General features: G+C 67.0%; 16 protein-coding genes. 13 read left to right on the forward strand and 3 right to left on the reverse strand.

What is annotated here, in order from left to right:
* Positions 1–45 precede the first annotated feature (45 nt).
* Both ACZ5TO_RS00125 and murJ read left to right on the forward strand, forming a co-directional pair.
* Positions 46–2,889 carry a [protein-PII] uridylyltransferase gene (locus ACZ5TO_RS00125; protein WP_464800427.1) on the forward strand — a complete coding sequence of 948 codons (2,844 nt, stop codon included), beginning with the start codon at positions 46–48 and terminating at the stop codon, positions 2,887–2,889.
* Positions 2,886–4,484, forward strand: a complete 1,599-nt coding sequence (gene murJ / locus ACZ5TO_RS00130) for a murein biosynthesis integral membrane protein MurJ (RefSeq protein WP_464799119.1) — start codon at positions 2,886–2,888, stop codon at positions 4,482–4,484. The genes ACZ5TO_RS00125 and murJ overlap by 4 nt, the downstream gene beginning before the upstream one ends.
* Positions 4,485–4,493: 9 nt before the next feature.
* Here murJ and ACZ5TO_RS00135 read toward each other — a convergent pair whose 3' ends face one another.
* Complete coding sequence (locus ACZ5TO_RS00135; protein WP_464799120.1) at positions 4,494–4,964, reverse strand: YcbK family protein; 471 nt, start codon at positions 4,962–4,964, stop codon at positions 4,494–4,496.
* Positions 4,965–5,242: 278 nt separating this feature from the next.
* Between ACZ5TO_RS00135 and trpS the strand changes: the two genes are divergently transcribed.
* From trpS to ACZ5TO_RS00190, 11 genes are all read left to right on the forward strand, one after another.
* Complete coding sequence (gene trpS / locus ACZ5TO_RS00140; RefSeq protein WP_464799121.1) at positions 5,243–6,310, forward strand: tryptophan--tRNA ligase; 1,068 nt, start codon at positions 5,243–5,245, stop codon at positions 6,308–6,310.
* 35 nt (positions 6,311–6,345) lie between these two features.
* Positions 6,346–6,837, forward strand: coding sequence for a universal stress protein (locus ACZ5TO_RS00145; protein ID WP_184145747.1), 492 nt, complete (start codon positions 6,346–6,348; stop codon positions 6,835–6,837).
* A gap of 100 nt (positions 6,838–6,937) precedes the next feature.
* Entirely contained in the window at positions 6,938–7,504 is a 567-nt protein-coding gene (locus ACZ5TO_RS00150) for a NifU family protein (RefSeq protein ID WP_184145746.1), read from the forward strand.
* A 30-nt stretch (positions 7,505–7,534) separates the two neighbouring features.
* A complete protein-coding gene (gene tsaB, locus ACZ5TO_RS00155) occupies positions 7,535–8,182 on the forward strand; it encodes a tRNA (adenosine(37)-N6)-threonylcarbamoyltransferase complex dimerization subunit type 1 TsaB (RefSeq protein WP_184145745.1) in 648 nt (215 codons plus the stop codon).
* Positions 8,183–8,677 (forward strand): GNAT family N-acetyltransferase, encoded by a 495-nt coding sequence (locus ACZ5TO_RS00160; protein WP_184145744.1) that lies wholly within the window; start codon positions 8,183–8,185, stop codon positions 8,675–8,677.
* Between the two features lie 36 nt (positions 8,678–8,713).
* Positions 8,714–9,139 (forward strand): Fur family transcriptional regulator, encoded by a 426-nt coding sequence (locus ACZ5TO_RS00165; protein ID WP_464799122.1) that lies wholly within the window; start codon positions 8,714–8,716, stop codon positions 9,137–9,139.
* A gap of 238 nt (positions 9,140–9,377) precedes the next feature.
* The gene (olsA, locus tag ACZ5TO_RS00170; protein ID WP_464799123.1) at positions 9,378–10,166 is read left to right on the forward strand and encodes a lyso-ornithine lipid O-acyltransferase; all 789 of its coding nucleotides are present in this window, start codon (positions 9,378–9,380) and stop codon (positions 10,164–10,166) included.
* Between the two features lie 27 nt (positions 10,167–10,193).
* On the forward strand, positions 10,194–11,576 hold the full coding sequence (gene miaB, locus ACZ5TO_RS00175) for a tRNA (N6-isopentenyl adenosine(37)-C2)-methylthiotransferase MiaB (RefSeq protein WP_464799124.1): 1,383 nt from the start codon (positions 10,194–10,196) through the stop codon (positions 11,574–11,576).
* Positions 11,577–11,603: 27 nt separating this feature from the next.
* Positions 11,604–12,656, forward strand: a complete 1,053-nt coding sequence (locus ACZ5TO_RS00180) for a PhoH family protein (protein WP_464799125.1) — start codon at positions 11,604–11,606, stop codon at positions 12,654–12,656.
* A 15-nt stretch (positions 12,657–12,671) separates the two neighbouring features.
* Complete coding sequence (ybeY, locus tag ACZ5TO_RS00185; protein WP_464799126.1) at positions 12,672–13,181, forward strand: rRNA maturation RNase YbeY; 510 nt, start codon at positions 12,672–12,674, stop codon at positions 13,179–13,181.
* Positions 13,182–13,190: 9 nt separating this feature from the next.
* A complete protein-coding gene (locus ACZ5TO_RS00190; protein WP_464799127.1) occupies positions 13,191–14,339 on the forward strand; it encodes a hemolysin family protein in 1,149 nt (382 codons plus the stop codon).
* Between the two features lie 133 nt (positions 14,340–14,472).
* Here ACZ5TO_RS00190 and ACZ5TO_RS00195 read toward each other — a convergent pair whose 3' ends face one another.
* The gene (locus tag ACZ5TO_RS00195) at positions 14,473–14,832 is read right to left on the reverse strand and encodes a hypothetical protein (protein WP_464799128.1); all 360 of its coding nucleotides are present in this window, start codon (positions 14,830–14,832) and stop codon (positions 14,473–14,475) included.
* Positions 14,832–15,773 (reverse strand): nucleoside hydrolase, encoded by a 942-nt coding sequence (locus tag ACZ5TO_RS00200; protein ID WP_464799129.1) that lies wholly within the window; start codon positions 15,771–15,773, stop codon positions 14,832–14,834. The genes ACZ5TO_RS00195 and ACZ5TO_RS00200 overlap by 1 nt, the downstream gene beginning before the upstream one ends.
* Positions 15,774–15,942: the final 169 nt, after the last annotated feature.

A 15,942-nucleotide genomic window follows, 5' to 3' on the forward strand; every position in this document is an offset into this window, starting at 1 on the left:
ACCGAACGGGCGGTGGACGACAAGCGGGACGCGGGCCGGCATCCGATGGAAAAGAAGCTCCTGGCGCCGGCCGAATCCGGCCTTCTCGACGTTGCGGCGCTGCGCGCCCGATGCGAGTTCATCGCCAGCACCAATGCCGATTACCGCGACCGCATGCGCCGCGAGCTCCTCACCGAGTTCAAGAAGGTCAATGCCGCTGGCCGCGAGCGCGCCCGAGAGTTGCTTTTCGAGGACGGCAGCGGCCTGCAATGCGCCGCGCGCATCTCCTGGCTGCAGGACCAGCTCATTTCGGTCCTGCACGATTTCACGCTCAACCACGTCTTCAGCGCCGGCCAGGCCCCGCCCGCCGCGCGCATCACGGTCACGGCCGTCGGCGGCTACGGCCGCGGCACGCTGGCGCCGGGCTCGGACATCGACCTGCTGTTCCTGCTGCCGGAAAAGCCGGCCGCCTGGAGCGAGCCGGCCATCGAGTTCATGCTCTATATCCTGTGGGATATCGGCTTCAAGGTCGGCCACGCCACGCGCACCATCGAGGAATGCATCCAGCTTTCCAAGGGCGACATGACGATCCGCACGGCGATCCTCGAGGCGCGCTATATTAGCGGCTCGGCCGCGCTGTTCGAGGAGCTCGGGCTGCGCTTCGACCGGGAGATCATGCGCGGCACCGGCCCGCAGTTCATCGCCGCCAAGCTTGCCGAGCGCGACGAGCGCCACCGCAAGGCGGGCGACACGCGCTATCTCGTCGAGCCGAACGTCAAGGAAGGCAAGGGCGGGCTTCGCGACCTGCACACGCTGTTCTGGATCGCCAAGTATTTCTACCATATCCGCGACCCGGCCGAGCTGGTGAAGCTCGGCGTCCTGTCGCGGCAGGAATACAAGCTCTTCCGCAAGGCGGACGATTTCCTCTGGGCCGTGCGCTGCCACATGCATTTCCTGACGGGCAAGGCGGAGGAGCGGCTTTCCTTCGACATCCAGCGCGAGATCGCCGAATGCCTCGGCTACCAGCCGCATCCGGGCCTTTCCGCCGTCGAGCGCTTCATGAAGCACTATTTCCTCGTGGCGAAGGACGTCGGGGATCTCACGCGCATCTTCTGCGCCACGCTGGAAGACCAGCAGGCCAAGGAGGCGCCCGGCCTCACCGCCGTCATCAGCCGTTTCACGCGCCGCACCCGCAAGATCGCCGGCACGCTGGATTTCCTCGAAGACCGCGGCCGCATCACCATCGCCGACCCGGACGTCTTCAAGCGCGATCCGGTGAACCTCATCCGCCTCTTCCACATCGCCGACATCAACAATCTGGAATTCCACCCCGACGCGCTGAAGCAGGTGACGCGCTCGCTCAAGCTCATCAACGGGGCGCTGCGCGAGAACGAGGAGGCAAACCGGCTCTTCCTCTCCGTCCTCACCTCGCCGCGCGACCCGGCGCTCATCCTGCGCCGCATGAACGAGTCGGGCGTGCTCGGCCGCTTCATTCCCGATTTCGGCAAGATCGTCGCGATGATGCAGTTCAACATGTATCATCACTATACGGTCGACGAGCACCTGATCCGTTCCGTCGGCATCCTCTCCGATATCGACCAGGGCCGCGAGAAGGAGGCCCATCCCCTGAGTTACCAGTTGATGCCGGGCATCGAGGACCGCATCCCGCTCTATGTCGCAGTGCTGCTGCACGATATCGCCAAGGGCCGGCCGGAGGATCATTCCGTGGCAGGCGCCAGGGTCGCGCGAAAGCTCTGCCCGCGCTTCGGGCTCACGCCGAAGCAGACGGAGCTGGTCGTCTGGCTGATCGAGGAGCACCTGACCATGTCCATGGTCGCCCAGACCCGCGACCTCAACGACCGCAAGACCATCGTCGACTTCGCCGAGAAGGTGCAGTCGATGGAGCGGCTGAAGATGCTGCTGGTGCTGACGGTCTGCGACATCCGCGCCGTGGGTCCCGGCGTGTGGAACGGCTGGAAGGGCCAGCTCCTGCGCACGCTCTACTACGAGACGGAGCTTCTGATTTCCGGCGGCTTTTCCGAGCTGTCGCGCAGGGAGCGCGCGCAGGCCGCGCGCGACACGCTCTCCGAGGCGCTGCCCGCCGACTGGAGCCAGAAGGACCGCAAGACCTATACCAAGCTGCACTACGATCCCTACCTCCTTACGGTCTCGCTGGAGGACCAGGTGCGCCATGCCGCCTTCATCCGCGAGGCGGACCGGGCGCGCCAGACGCTGGCGACCATGGTGCGCACCCATTCCTTCCACGCCATCACCGAAATCACGGTGCTCTCGCCCGACCATCCGCGCCTCCTGACGGTGATCGCCGGGGCCTGCGCGGCGGCGGGCGCCAACATCGTCGACGCGCAGATCTTCACGACCTCCGACGGGCGTGCGCTCGACACGATCCTCGTCAACCGCGAGTTCCCCAACGATGCGGACGAGATGCGCCGCGCCGGCACCATCGGCCGCATGATCGAGGACGTGCTCGCCGGCCGAAAGCGCCTGCCGGAGGTGATCGCCAACCGCACGAAGGGCCGCAAGCGCAGCCGCGCCTTCACCGTCTCGCCGGCCGTGACCATTTCCAACACGCTGTCGAACAAGTTCACCGTCATCGAGATCGAGTGCCTTGACCGGCCGGGCCTTTTGTCGGAAGTGACCGCCGTGCTTTCCGACCTCTCGCTCGACATCGCCTCGGCCCATATCACCACCTTCGGCGAGAAGGTCATCGACACGTTCTACGTCACCGACCTCGTCGGCCAGAAGGTCACCGCCGAGAACCGGCAGGCCAATATCGTCGCGCGGCTGAAGGCCGTCATGGCGGACGAGGGGGACGAGGCGCGCGACCGCATGCCGCCCGGCATGATCGCGCCCGCTCCCGCCACGCCGAAAAGGATCAGGGCAGAACAATGAGTCTCGTCAAGAAATTCGTGACGGTGGGCGGCGCCACGCTCGGCAGCCGCGTGCTCGGCTTCGCGCGCGAGACGCTGATGGCCGCGGCGCTCGGCACCGGGCCGATGGCCGACGCCTTCTACGCTGCCTTCCGCTTCCCGAACCTCTTCCGTCGCCTCTTCGCCGAGGGCGCGTTCAACGCCGCCTTCGTGCCGCTCTTCGCCAAGGAGATCGAGGCCGGCGGGCTCGACGGGGCCAAGCGCTTCTCCGAGGAGGTCTTCGGCGTCCTCTTCACCGTGCTCTTCATGCTGACGGTGGCGATGGAATTCGCCATGCCGCTCATCGTCTCCTGGATCATCGCGCCGGGCTTCGTGGGGGATGCGGAAAAGTTCGACGTGACGGTCAAGCTCGCCATCGTCATGTTCCCCTATCTCATGTGCATGTCGCTGACGGCGATGCTCTCGGGCATGCTGAACTCGCTGCACCATTATTTTGCCGCCGCCGTCGCGCCGGTCTTCCTCAACTTCGTGCTGATCGGTGCGCTCGGCTACGGCCTCTGGCAGGGCGCCTCGCCGCTCGAGACGGCCTGGTATCTCTCCTGGGGGGTGCTCGCGGCCGGGCTCCTGCAGATGGCTGTCCTCTATGCGGGCGTGCGCTATGCCGGCATGCGCATCGGCTTCCGCCGCCCGCGTATGACGGACAATGTCCGCCGCCTGCTCTGGCTCGCCCTGCCGGCGGCCGTCACCGGCGGCATCACCCAGATCAACCAGCTCATCGGCCAGATGATCGCCTCCACCAAGGACGGTGCCATCGCCGCCCTGCAATATGCCGACCGCGTCTACCAGCTGCCGCTCGGCGTCGTCGGCATCGCCGTCGGCGTGGTGCTCTTGCCCGAGCTTGCCCGCGCGCTGAAATCCGGCCACGAGCGCGAGGCGGGCAACCTGCAGAACCGCTCGCTGGAATTCGTGCTGTTCCTGACGCTGCCGGCCGCCGGCGCTCTCTGGGTCATCTCGGACGAGATCGTCCGCGTCCTCTACGAGCGCGGCGCCTTCAGCCCTCAGACCACCTCCGTCGTCGCCGGCACGCTCGCCATCTACGGCCTCGGCCTTCCCGGCTTCGTGATGATCAAGGCGCTCAACCCCGGCTTCTTCGCCCGCGAGGATACCAAGACGCCGATGCGCATCACGCTCGTCTCGGTCGTCGTCAACTGCATCCTCGCCGTCACGCTCTTTCCGATCTTCTACGAGCGCGGCATCGCCACCGCCGAGGCCGTTTCGGGCTGGCTGACGGCGCTGATGCTCTTCGTCACGCTCGCCCGCCGCGGCCACTGGCCGCTGGAAAAGGCGCTCCTGTGGCGTATCGTGCGCCTGCTGATCGCGACGCTCGTCATGGCGGTCTCGCTCGAATATGCCTCCGGCTACCTCGCCGGCCGCCTCGCGCACGGCTCGCCGATCTACGAGCAGGTCTTCGCCCTCGGCCTCCTGGTCGCCTTCGCCATGGCCGTCTACTTCTCCGTCGCCTTCCTCATCGGCGGCGCCGACCTCGGCATGATCCGGCGCAACCTGAAGCGCAAGGCGAAGCCCGAGGCCGCGCCCGCGGAAAGCTCCGCCGAATAGGCATGGCCCTCAGCGCGCGGCGAGCCGCGCGCGCCGGGTGAGGTGCGCAAGCCCCCGGCAATAGTGCCAGGTGCGCCGCGGCCCCACGTCGACATGCACGATGCCGTTGCAATAGGTGCCGATGCCGCCGATGGCCGGCGCCGAGCGCGCCGCCGCGACGACCCGCTTCACCGGGACGCCGGGCACGCGGATATCGGCCGCAAGGCATTTGCGGTGATAGGATCCGCGCCGCCCGTTCGAGCGATGGCCGGACGTGACGAGCAGCCGCCGGCCGACCTGCCGGCCGATATGGGCGAGAACCGCCCGCAGCCTGCCCGGGAAGCATCGGTGCCGCACGCGCGGCGTCTGGATGGTGTAGACGTTCGCCACCGCCCCCTTGTCTATGCGGGAGGCGTGTTTGCGGCCTGCGCTCGTCTCCGTCGCGAGCAGCGATGTCAGCGCGACGACGCAGGCAAGCAGGATGGAACCGTTCTTGCACACGGGGTCATCTCCGTTCCGTGCCCCTTCGTCACAAAACGGCCGACGGGATCGGCCTCCCCTCAATCCCCGCCGGGAAGGAACGACCGGAAAGTGTCATTTATAAGGATCGCCTTGTGCAGTGCGCCGCGCGGGCGCCCTCTTGATCGGGGCCCCGGCGGCGTGCATAAGCGCCACGTATTTTTCTACGCAGTTCCGGCCGGAAAGCCGCCTTGCCGATCTCCGGGAACTGCGCGTGCAACAGGGACCAGGCCCTCCACCCGCCTGAAGGAAACACCGTCATGAGCGCATTCAAGCCTCTCGTCTTCTCCGGCGTCCAGCCGACCGGCAATCTCCACCTCGGCAACTATCTCGGCGCGATCCGCAAGTTCGTCGCGCTGCAGGACGACAACGACTGCATCTACTGCGTCGTCGACCTGCACGCGCTGACTGCCCAGCTCGTGCACGAGGACATGCGGAACCAGATCCGCTCCATCGCGGCCGCCTTCATCGCCTCCGGCATCGACCCGAAGAAGCACATCGTCTTCAACCAGTCCGCTGTGCCGCAGCATTCCGAGCTCGCCTGGATCTTCAACTGCGTGGCGCGCATCGGCTGGATGGAGCGCATGACCCAGTTCAAGGACAAGGCCGGCGGCAAGAATGCCGAGCAGGTCTCGCTCGGGCTTCTCGCCTATCCGAGCCTGATGGCCGCCGACATCCTCGTCTACCGCGCGACCCACGTTCCGGTCGGCGACGACCAGAAGCAGCACCTGGAGCTGACGCGCGACATCGCGCAGAAGTTCAACATCGACTTCGGCGACCATATCCGCAAGGCCGGTACGGGCGTCGACATCGTCGTCGGCGAAGAGCCGGTGCATGCCTATTTCCCGATGGTCGAGCCGCTGATCGGCGGCCCGGCACCGCGCGTCATGTCGCTCCGCGACGGCACGAAGAAGATGTCGAAGTCGGACGCCTCCGACCTTTCGCGCATCAACCTCCTCGACGACGCCGACACGATCTCCAAGAAGATCCGCAAGGCCAAGACCGACCCGGACGCCCTGCCGAGCGAAGCCGAAGGCCTCAAGGGCCGCCCCGAGGCGGAAAACCTCGTCGGCATCTATGCGGCCCTGTCGGACAGGACGAAGGCGGAGGTCCTTTCCGAGTTCGGCGGCCAGCAGTTCTCGGTCTTCAAGCCGGCGCTGATCGAGCTTGCCGTCAACGTCCTCTCGCCGATCACCGACGAGATGCGCCGCCTGATGGACGACACCAGCCACATCGACGCGATCCTGCGGGACGGCGGCGAAAGGGCGCGGGCGCGGGCGGAAAAAACCATGAAGGAAGTTCGCGACATCATCGGTTTTGTGCAGTAAGGTCGCCGCGTTCAGACCTTGCACGAGGGGGCCGCATGGTTTCTCGACGACTTTCCCGCCTTGAGGGCCACCGCCGCAAGTTCCTGGCGGTGATCGACGACACGCCGGAATGCCAGCGTGCCGCCCACTATGCGGGAATGCGCGCGAAGAATTCCAACGGCGGCGTCGTCCTGCTCTACGTGATCGCCAACCGCGATTTCCAGCAATGGCTGGGCGTGGAGGAGATCATGCGGGCCGAGGCGCGCGAGGAGGCCGAGGCGGTGCTCGCCAAGGCCTCGCAGGCGCTGCGCGAGGCCATCGGCATCGAGCCGGAAATGGTGATCCGCGAAGGCGTCGCGAGCGAGGAGATCAACGGGCTGATCGAGGACGACCAGGACGTGGCGATCCTCGTGCTGGCCGCCGGTTCCGCCAAGGAGGGACCGGGCCCGCTCGTCTCCTCGCTGGCCAGCCGCGCGCAGGCCTTCCCCATTCCCGTGACGGTCATTCCCGATTCGCTCAGCGACGAGGAACTCGACGCGCTCAGTTGACGGCGCGCTATTGAAGAGAAGCCGGCAAAGGCTTATCTTCTTTTGAATTGTTCTAAATATTCCGGCCGATCGGCGAGCGCCCGGCCGCACGGAGAGAAAGATGTTCATCCAGACCGAAGCGACACCGAACCCGTCGACCCTGAAGTTCCTGCCGGGCAAGGTCGTGCTGGAGAACGGCACGGCCGAATTCCGCGACGAGACGGAGGCGCGCGCCGCCTCGCCGCTCGCCGCCCGGCTCTTCTCCATTCCCGGCGTCAAGGGCGTGTTCCTCGGCTACGATTTCATCACCGTCACCAAGGACGGCGCCGACTGGCAGCACATGAAGCCGGCCATCCTCGGCAACATCATGGAACACTTCATGTCCGGCCAGCCGATCATCGCCAGCGGTGCGCTCGGCGGCGACGAGCCGGACGGCGAGTTCTTCGACGAGGGCGACGAGACCATCGTCGCCACGATCAAGGAACTGCTGGACACGCGCGTGCGCCCGGCCGTGGCGCAGGACGGCGGCGACATCACCTTCAAGGGCTTCCGCGACGGCGTCGTCTACCTCAACATGAAGGGCGCCTGCTCGGGCTGCCCGTCCTCCACCGCGACGCTCAAGCACGGCGTGCAGAACCTCCTTCGCCATTTCGTACCGGAAGTGCAGGAAGTTGAAGCCATCATGTAAGGTCCGCCCCGCGGCGGACGGGTGCCCGGCATGATCGTCCTTGCGATCGATACCGCCGGCACGGGCTGCTACGCGGCGCTCTACGATTCCGACACGGATACCGTCCTCGGCTCTGCCGGCGCCGATATCGGCCGCGGCCATGCCGAGCGGCTGATGGAATTCGTCGATGGGGCGCTTGCCGCGGCCGGCCTCGACCTGCCGTCCGTCGAACGCGTCGCCGTCACCGTCGGCCCGGGCTCCTTCACCGGCATCCGCGTCGGCGTCGCCGCCGCGCGCGGCCTTGCGCTGGCGCTCGGCGTTCCCGCCGTCGGCGTCTCCTCGCTCGCAGCGCTTGCCGCCGACCGGCAGGCGGGCACGCCCCTTCTGGTCGCGATGGATGCCAAGCGCGACGAGGTCTACTGGCAGGCTTTCGCCGCCGACGGGCAGCCCCTGTCACCGCCCGCGCTTGCCAGTCTCGAAGAGGCGCGCGGCATCGCCGCCGCCGACGACGGCGCCCTTGCCGGCTCGGCCGCCGCGCTTTTGCGCGCGGAAGCGCCGCAAGAGACGGACGGCGTTTCCATCGCGACGGTCGCCCGCCTCGGCGCGCGCCTCGATCCGCAGGGCCATCTGCCCCGGCCGCTCTACCTGCGCGGCCCGGATGCCAAGCCGCAGGCGGGTTTCGCGATCCGGAGAGCGTGAATGCCGCTGACCGACTATTTCGCCCGCAAGCCCGTCTTCGATATCTTCCCGCTTCAGACCGACGACGCCGGTATCGCCGCGACGCTGCATCACGCTCGGTTTTCCCGGCCGTGGAACGACGGCGAGTTCCATTCCCTGCTGTCCCAGCCGCCGGTCTACGGCTTTCTCGCGCTGCGACAGGGCATTCCCGGCCGCGCGGCGGGCGGCTTCGTGCTGGCGCGCGCGGCGGCCGGCGAGGCGGAGATCCTGACCATCGGCGTCGACGAGCGCTTTTCGCGCGCCGGCCTCGGCTGGCGGTTGATGCTGGCGGCGCTGCAGGAGGCGAAGATGCGCGGGGCGGAGGATATCTTCCTCGAGGTCGACGAGGGCAATGCGGCCGCGCGCGGGCTCTATGCCAAGCTCGGCTTTGCCAAGGTCGGCGAGCGCAAGGCCTATTACGCCGCGGCGGACGGCAGCCGGTCCACGGCGCTTGTCATGCGGCGCGATCTTCGCTAGTCCCCTTCGGGGGCTGAACGAACGAGGGCCGGTCGTATGGCGGATGTCGAGAAATCGCTGGAAGAGCTTTGTGTCGAGCGCGGCATGCGCATGACGGAGCAGCGCCGGGTGATCGCCCGCGTGCTGGAATCCTCCGCCGACCATCCGGACGTGGAAGAACTCTATCGCCGCTCCTCCGCCGTCGATGCGCGCATCTCCATCTCCACCGTCTACCGCACGGTAAAACTCTTCGAGGATGCCGGCATCATCGAGCGCCACGATTTCCGCGACGGCCGCTCGCGCTACGAGACCGTGCCGGACGAGCACCACGACCACCTGATCGACCTGAAGAACGGCCAGGTCATCGAATTCCACTCTCCGGAAATCGAGGCCCTGCAGGAGCGCATCGCCCGCGAGCACGGCTTCCGCCTCGTCGACCACCGCCTGGAGCTTTATGGCGTGCCGCTCAAGGAGGGCGAGTGAGGCGGGTTTCGGCCAACGGCGCTGGGGTAGCGACGTCGCAGCACCCCCCTCTGGCCTGCCGGCCATCTCCCCCTCAAGGGGGGAGATCGGATGGAGCGCCGCTTCGCTCCTCTTCGACGTTGCGATTCGAGCAGGGGTCTAGCCTCATGCCGATCTCCCCCCTTGAGGGGGAGATGGCCGGTAGGCCAGAGGGGGGTAGCCCCGCGGCACGGATCCAAGCCTCCCCCCCGGTGCCCGCGTGATCGCCTGGCTGCGCATCGCCTTCGGCTTCACCGTCCTCTTCGCGGTGACCCTCGTCCTCCTGCCGGTCCAGCTTGTCGGCCTGCGCTTCGACCTCAAGATCCGCCGCCGCCTGCCGCGCCTGTGGCACCGCGTCGCCTGCCGTGTGCTGGGGCTGAAGGTGCGCGTGCACGGCACGCCGGAGCCGCGCCGCCCGCTGCTCATCGCCGCCAACCATGCCTCCTGGAAGGACATCATGGTGCTCGGCTCGATTGCCGACGTCGTCTATATCGCGAAAGCCGAGGTGCGGGGCTGGCCGGTCTTCGGCATCCTCGCCCGGCTGCAGGCGACGATCTTCGTCGAGCGCGAGCAGCGCCGCAAGACCGGCGACCAGGTGGACGAGATCGCCCGCCGCCTGACGGACGGCGAGATCGTCGTGCTCTTTCCGGAAGGAACGACCTCGGACGGAAACCGCCTGCTGGAGATCAAGACCTCGCTCTTCGGCGCCGCCGCCTCCGCCATTCCGCATGCACCGGAAGGCGTCGTGCACATCCAGCCCGTCTCCATCGCCTATACGGGCCTTCACGGCATGGCGATGGGCCGCTACCACCGGCCGCTTGCCGCTTGGCCGGGCGATATCGAGCTCCTGCCGCACCTCCTCGGCGTCGCCCGCGAGGGCGCGGTCGACGTCGATGTCGATTTCGGCGAGCGTGTCGATTATACGCGCCAGAGCAACCGCAAGGACGTCAGCCGCACCGTCGAGGCGCGCATCCGTGCTATGCTCGGCACGCGGCTGCGCGGCAGATAGAGCTTCAATTCCGAGGGCTTTTCCACTATGGAAAGCGCCATGAGCCAGCAACCGCTTTCCACGCCAAACACCCGCAAGGTCTTCGTCAAGACCTACGGCTGCCAGATGAACGTCTACGACAGCGAGCGCATGACGGATGCGCTGTCGAAGGACGGCTATCAGGCGACGGACGTGCTGGAAGAGGCCGACCTCATCCTTCTCAACACCTGTCACATTCGCGAGAAGGCGGCCGAGAAGGTCTATTCCGAGCTCGGGCGCCTGCGCGAGATGAAGAAGGCGCGGGCCAAGGACGGCCGCGAGATGACCATCGGCGTCACCGGCTGCGTCGCGCAGGCGGAAGGCAAGGAGATCCTGCGCCGTGCGCCCGCCGTCGATCTCGTGATCGGCCCGCAGACCTATCACCGCCTTCCCGAAGCCCTTCGTCGCGCCAAGGACGGCGAGCGGGTCGTCGAGACGGACTACGCCATCGAGGACAAGTTCGAGCATCTTCCCGCGCCGGAAAGGGCAAGGACGCGTGCGCGCGGCGTCACCGCCTTCCTGACCGTGCAGGAGGGTTGCGACAAGTTCTGCACCTTCTGCGTGGTGCCCTATACGCGCGGCTCCGAGGTCTCCCGCCCCGTTTCGCAGATCCTCGCCGAGGCCGAGCGCCTCGTCGAAGGGGGCGTGCGCGAGATCACGCTGCTCGGCCAGAACGTCAACGCCTGGCACGGCCTCGGCCCGGACGGCACGGAATGGGGCCTCGGCGACCTCCTCCACCGCCTCGCCGGAATCGAGGGCCTCGCGCGCCTGCGCTACACGACCAGCCATCCGCGCGACATGGACGACCGGCTGATCGAGGCGCACCGCGACCTGCCGAAGCTGATGCCCTACCTGCACCTGCCGGTGCAGGCCGGCTCCGACCGCATCCTGAAGGCCATGAACCGGCGCCATACGGCCGCCGAATACATCGCCCTCATCAAGCGCATCCGCGCCGTCCAGCCGGAGCTGGCCATTTCCGGCGATTTCATCGTCGGCTTCCCCGGCGAGAGCGACGCGGACTTCGAGGCGACGATGCGCCTCGTGGAAGCGGTCGGTTATGCACAGGCATTTTCGTTCAAGTATTCCATCCGCCCCGGCACGCCGGGCGCGGAGATGGACGGCCATGTCGCCGAAGAGGTGAAGGCCGAACGCCTTGAAAGATTGCAGGCTTTGCTCTTCCGCCAGCAGCACGACTTCGCGCGCGGCTGCATCGGCAAGGAAATCGACCTGCTTCTGGAAAAGCCCGGCCGCCTGCCCGGCCAGCTCGTCGGCCGCTCGCCCTGGCTGCAGCCTGTGAATATTGATGCAAAAGGTTCCAAAATCGGTGACATTATCCGGGTACGAATCACGGATGCCGGCGCCAACAGCCTCTTCGCGCAAGCGATAGGCTGACGGACGGATCGCAAGGAGCCTGACCGCTTGAACGGACACGAATTGACGACGTCATCGCCGCGCCAGTCGAAGACCGAGACCGACGCCAATCATTTCGTGCTGACCTTCGAGAACAATCGATACGCAAGCGAGCTCTTCGGCCAGTTCGACCAGAACCTGAAGCTGCTGGAGCAGCGCCTCCATATCGATGCGCGGGCGCGGGGCAATTCCGTCTCCATTTCCGGTGACGTCCTTGCCACCAATCAGGCCCGCCGGGCGCTCGACTATCTCTACGACCGGCTCCAGAAGGGCGGCTCCATCGAGCTTTCCGACGTGGAGGGGGCGATCCGCATGGCGATCGCCGCGGACGACCAGCTCTCGCTGCCCACCATGGAGCGCAAGGCCAAGCTCAGCATGTCGCAGATCTCCACCCGCAAGAAGACGATCGTCGCCCGCACGCCGACGCAGGATACCTATATCCGTGCGCTGGAGCGCTCCGAGCTCGTCTTCGGCGTCGGCCCCGCCGGCACGGGCAAGACCTATCTCGCCGTCGCCTATGCGGCGCAACTGCTGGAGCGCGGCGCTGTCGACCGCATCATCCTCTCGCGCCCGGCCGTGGAGGCCGGCGAGCGCCTCGGCTTCCTGCCCGGCGACATGAAGGAGAAGGTGGACCCCTATCTGCGCCCGCTCTACGATGCGCTCTACGACATGATGCCGGGCGACAAGGTGGAACGGGCGATTACCGCCGGCGTCATCGAGATCGCGCCGCTCGCCTTCATGCGCGGGCGCACGCTGGCCAACGCCGCCGTCATCCTCGACGAGGCGCAGAACACCACCTCGATGCAGATGAAGATGTTCCTGACGCGCCTCGGCGAGAACGGCCGCATGATCGTCACGGGCGATCCGAGCCAGGTCGACCTGCCGCGAGGCGTGAAATCCGGCCTCGTCGAGGCCCTGCAGATCCTCAAGGGCGTCGAGGGTGTCTCGGTCGTGCGCTTCAAGGATGCGGACGTCGTGCGCCACCCGATGGTCGCGCGCATCGTGCGGGCCTACGAGGCCCAGACCGCCGTTCAGGACGAAAGCGAGCAGATCGACCGCTGAGGCGATCCGGGCACCATGAGCGAACTCGATATCCAGATCTCCGTCGAAGAGGGCGCATGGCCCTCCGAGGAACGCCTGCACGAGATGAGCAGGCGCGTGCTCGGCGCGGCGGCGTTGTTCCTCCAGCGCCACGAGAAGCAGCCCTTCCCGAAGACGGGCGCGCCGGAAGTCTCGCTGGTTTTCACCAACGATGCGGAAATCCGCGGCATCAACGCCGAATGGCGCAATCAGGACAAGCCGACCAACGTGCTCTCCTTCCCCGCCTTCCCGCTGACGCCCGGAAAGACGCCGGGCCCGATGCTCGGCGACATCATCTTCGCCGAGGAGACCCTGACCCGCGAGGCGGGCGAGCTCGGCAAGTCCTTCGACGATCACCTCACACACCTGATGGTGCATGGATTTCTGCATCTCTTCGGCTATGATCACATGGAAGAGGACGAAGCGGAGAAAATGGAGGGGCTGGAGACTCGCATTCTGGCCGAGCTTGGCCTATCTGACCCCTACGGGGACAGCCCCGAAGAATAGTTTGGACCGATGAGCGACTTCAAGAACCAGCCGGCCACGCCGGAACGAAACGAGGCGGATGCCTCCAGCCAGGACGAGGCGGGCAGTAGTAGCAGCGCGCCGAGGCAGGAAGGCGGGGGCCGGTCGTCCTTATGGTCCCGCGCCGCCAAGCTTTGGCGCATGACGGGCGCCTCCAGCCTGCGCAAGGACCTCGCCGAGGCCCTGATGACGGAAGAGGCGGGCGGTGAGCCGGCCTTCCTGCCCGAAGAGCGGGCGATGCTGCACAACATTCTCCGCTTCCGCGAGGTTCGCGTCGAAGACGTCATGGTGCCGCGCGCCGACATCGAGGCCGTCGACCAGGACATCACGATAGCCGAACTGATGGTGATCTTCGAGGATTCCGGCCGCTCGCGCATGCCGGTCTATTGCGAAAGCCTCGACGATCCGCGCGGCATGGTGCATATCCGCGACCTCCTCGCCTATGTCACCAAGCAGGCCCGCAACAAGCGCCGCAACGGCAGCAAGGCGAGCGCCGCACCTTCCGGTGAAAAACCCGCCCGCGCGCCCAAGGCGGATTTCGACCTTGCCCGCGTCGATCTTTCCAAGACCGTCGCCGAGGCCGGCATCATCCGCCAGGTGCTCTTCGTGCCGCCCTCCATGCTCGCCGCCGACCTCATGGCGCGCATGCAGGCCGACCGCACGCAGATGGCCCTCGTCATCGACGAATACGGCGGCACGGACGGCCTCGCCTCGCTGGAGGACATCGTCGAGATGGTCGTCGGCGACATCGAGGACGAGCACGACGACGAAGAGGCGATGATCCAGCGCGTCAGCGACGACGTGTTCATCGCCGATGCCCGCGTCGAGCTGGAGGAGCTTGCCGAGGCCATCGGCCCGGATTTCGACATCCGCGAGCAGCTCGAGGATGCCGATACGCTCGGCGGCCTCATCTTCGCCTCGCTCGGCCGCATCCCGGTGCGCGGCGAGGTGGTGCAGGCCGTGCCCGGCTTCGAGTTCCACGTCCTCGACGCCGACCCCCGCCGCGTCAAGCGCGTGCGCGTCACCCGCAAACGCGCCGCCGCCGTCCGCCGCCGCGAACGCCGCCCGGAAGGGGAGGCCATCCCTGCCGACCGCGCAAAGCATCCCGAACAGCAGAACGACGGGGCAGGGGCGGAATAGGGTCGGTTTAGGGCAGCACCTGCCGCCGAAGACCGCTCCCCACAGGGGTATTGGCGCGCCTTACGTCGGCTCGCCCCTCCGCATTCTCCCGCTCGTTTCACCCACACACACTCTCTCTATCATCCTCCGACCGCTACTTCCGCTCCGCCGGCTGCGCCTGCAGGCGGCCGCGGGAGCGGGTGCGGGTGGCGTTTGCGAGGCGCTGGGCGGCTTCCTTCAGTTCCGCTTCGGAAAAGAGGGGCTGGTACTCGGGGCGCAGCATCAGGGCTTCCATGGAGAGCTCGGGCTTGCCGGCGTCGAGCAGGCGTTCGAGGCCGGTGGTGCCGGGCTTGAAGACGAGCTCTTTTGCCGCCGCCACGCCGCCGTTGAGCAGGACGAAGCGGCGCAGCAGGACCGGGCGGAAGCCGAGGGCGGAGAAACGGTCGTAGAGGCCCATCATCTCCGCATGGAAGGCCGCTTCGGCGCCCTTTCCGGCGATGCGGGGCCCGCGCATCAAAGGCGCCCAACCCGCTCGGTCAGCAGCGCGAAGAAGCCGTCGGCGTCGACGTCCTTCATCACCAGCGCATTGTGGTTGCGGCCGGTGACCTGCCACCAGTCCACCACCGTCATGCCGGCCGTAAGCGGCGAGGCCGTCTCGACCTCGACATTGCAGTTGCGGCCGGCGAAGAGCTCGGGCTTCAGGAGATAGGCGATGACCGTCGGGTCATGCAGCGGGCCGCCGTCGGAGCCGTATTTCTCCACGTCGAAGCGCTCGAAGAAATCGAGCATTTCGACGAGGGCCTTGGCCGGACGGCTGCCGATGGCGCGCAGTTTCCCGACGCGGCTCTTCAGCGTCAGTACCTTGTGGGTGACGTCGAGCGGCATCATGACGATGGGAATGCCCGCCTTGAAGACGGCGGCGGCCGCCTCCGGGTCGACGTAGACGTTGAATTCGGCGGCCGGCGTGATGTTGCCGCCCTCGAAGAAGCCGCCGCCCATCATGACGAGCTCGCGCACGCGCCCGGCGATCTCCGGGGCCTTTTTCAGGGCGAGAGCGATGTTGGTGAGCGGGCCGAGCGTGCAGAGCGTTACCGTGCCGGCCGGCTCGCGCTTCAGCGTCTCGACGATGAAGTCGACGGCGTGCTGGGCTTGAAGCGGCATCTGCGGTTCGTGCAGCTCCGGGCCGTCGAGGCCGGTCTTGCCGTGCACATGCTCGGCGGTGATCAGCGGGCGGGCGATCGGCCGGTCGGCGCCAGCGAAGACCTTCACCTCCGGCCGGGAGCAGAATTCCAGGATGATGCGGGCATTGGTGGAGGTGCGTTCCAGCGGCACGTTGCCGGCGACCGTGGTGATGCCGAGGATATCGAGTTCGGGGCTGCCGAGCGCCAGCATGATCGCGGCGGCGTCGTCCTGGCCGGGATCCGTGTCGATGATGATTTTCCGTGGCTCAGACATGCCGTCCCGTTCCTTCCTTGTCTCGTTCTTGGCCCGCGCGACGCAGGCGAAGCGGCGACTATATTTGCGAAATCGCGCTTCGCAAGCGTCTTGCGCGGCAGGCGCTCAATCCCCATATTGCGCCCGTCGGGATGCCGAACCGGGTCCCGCCAAAGTCGCTTGAAGCCAA

It is taken from the genome of Shinella sp. Sh6 (assembly GCF_055392685.1).

Bases quoted from the DNA above. Each gene is read 5' to 3' on its own strand.
- ybeY (WP_464799126.1), top strand. From the start codon at position 12,672: ATGAGCGAACTCGATATCCAGATCTCCGTCGAAGAGGGCGCATGGCCC.
- trpS (WP_464799121.1), top strand. From the start codon at position 5,243: ATGAGCGCATTCAAGCCTCTCGTCTTCTCCGGCGTCCAGCCGACCGGC.
- ACZ5TO_RS00145 (WP_184145747.1), top strand. From the start codon at position 6,346: ATGGTTTCTCGACGACTTTCCCGCCTTGAGGGCCACCGCCGCAAGTTC.
- ACZ5TO_RS00195 (WP_464799128.1), bottom strand. From the start codon at position 14,832: ATGCGCGGGCCCCGCATCGCCGGAAAGGGCGCCGAAGCGGCCTTCCAT.
- ACZ5TO_RS00200 (WP_464799129.1), bottom strand. From the start codon at position 15,773: ATGTCTGAGCCACGGAAAATCATCATCGACACGGATCCCGGCCAGGAC.
- murJ (WP_464799119.1), top strand. From the start codon at position 2,886: ATGAGTCTCGTCAAGAAATTCGTGACGGTGGGCGGCGCCACGCTCGGC.
- ACZ5TO_RS00125 (WP_464800427.1), top strand. From the start codon at position 46: ATGGAAAAGAAGCTCCTGGCGCCGGCCGAATCCGGCCTTCTCGACGTT.
- ACZ5TO_RS00160 (WP_184145744.1), top strand. From the start codon at position 8,183: ATGCCGCTGACCGACTATTTCGCCCGCAAGCCCGTCTTCGATATCTTC.
- ACZ5TO_RS00150 (WP_184145746.1), top strand. From the start codon at position 6,938: ATGTTCATCCAGACCGAAGCGACACCGAACCCGTCGACCCTGAAGTTC.
- ACZ5TO_RS00165 (WP_464799122.1), top strand. From the start codon at position 8,714: ATGGCGGATGTCGAGAAATCGCTGGAAGAGCTTTGTGTCGAGCGCGGC.
- ACZ5TO_RS00190 (WP_464799127.1), top strand. From the start codon at position 13,191: ATGAGCGACTTCAAGAACCAGCCGGCCACGCCGGAACGAAACGAGGCG.
- miaB (WP_464799124.1), top strand. From the start codon at position 10,194: ATGGAAAGCGCCATGAGCCAGCAACCGCTTTCCACGCCAAACACCCGC.
- tsaB (WP_184145745.1), top strand. From the start codon at position 7,535: ATGATCGTCCTTGCGATCGATACCGCCGGCACGGGCTGCTACGCGGCG.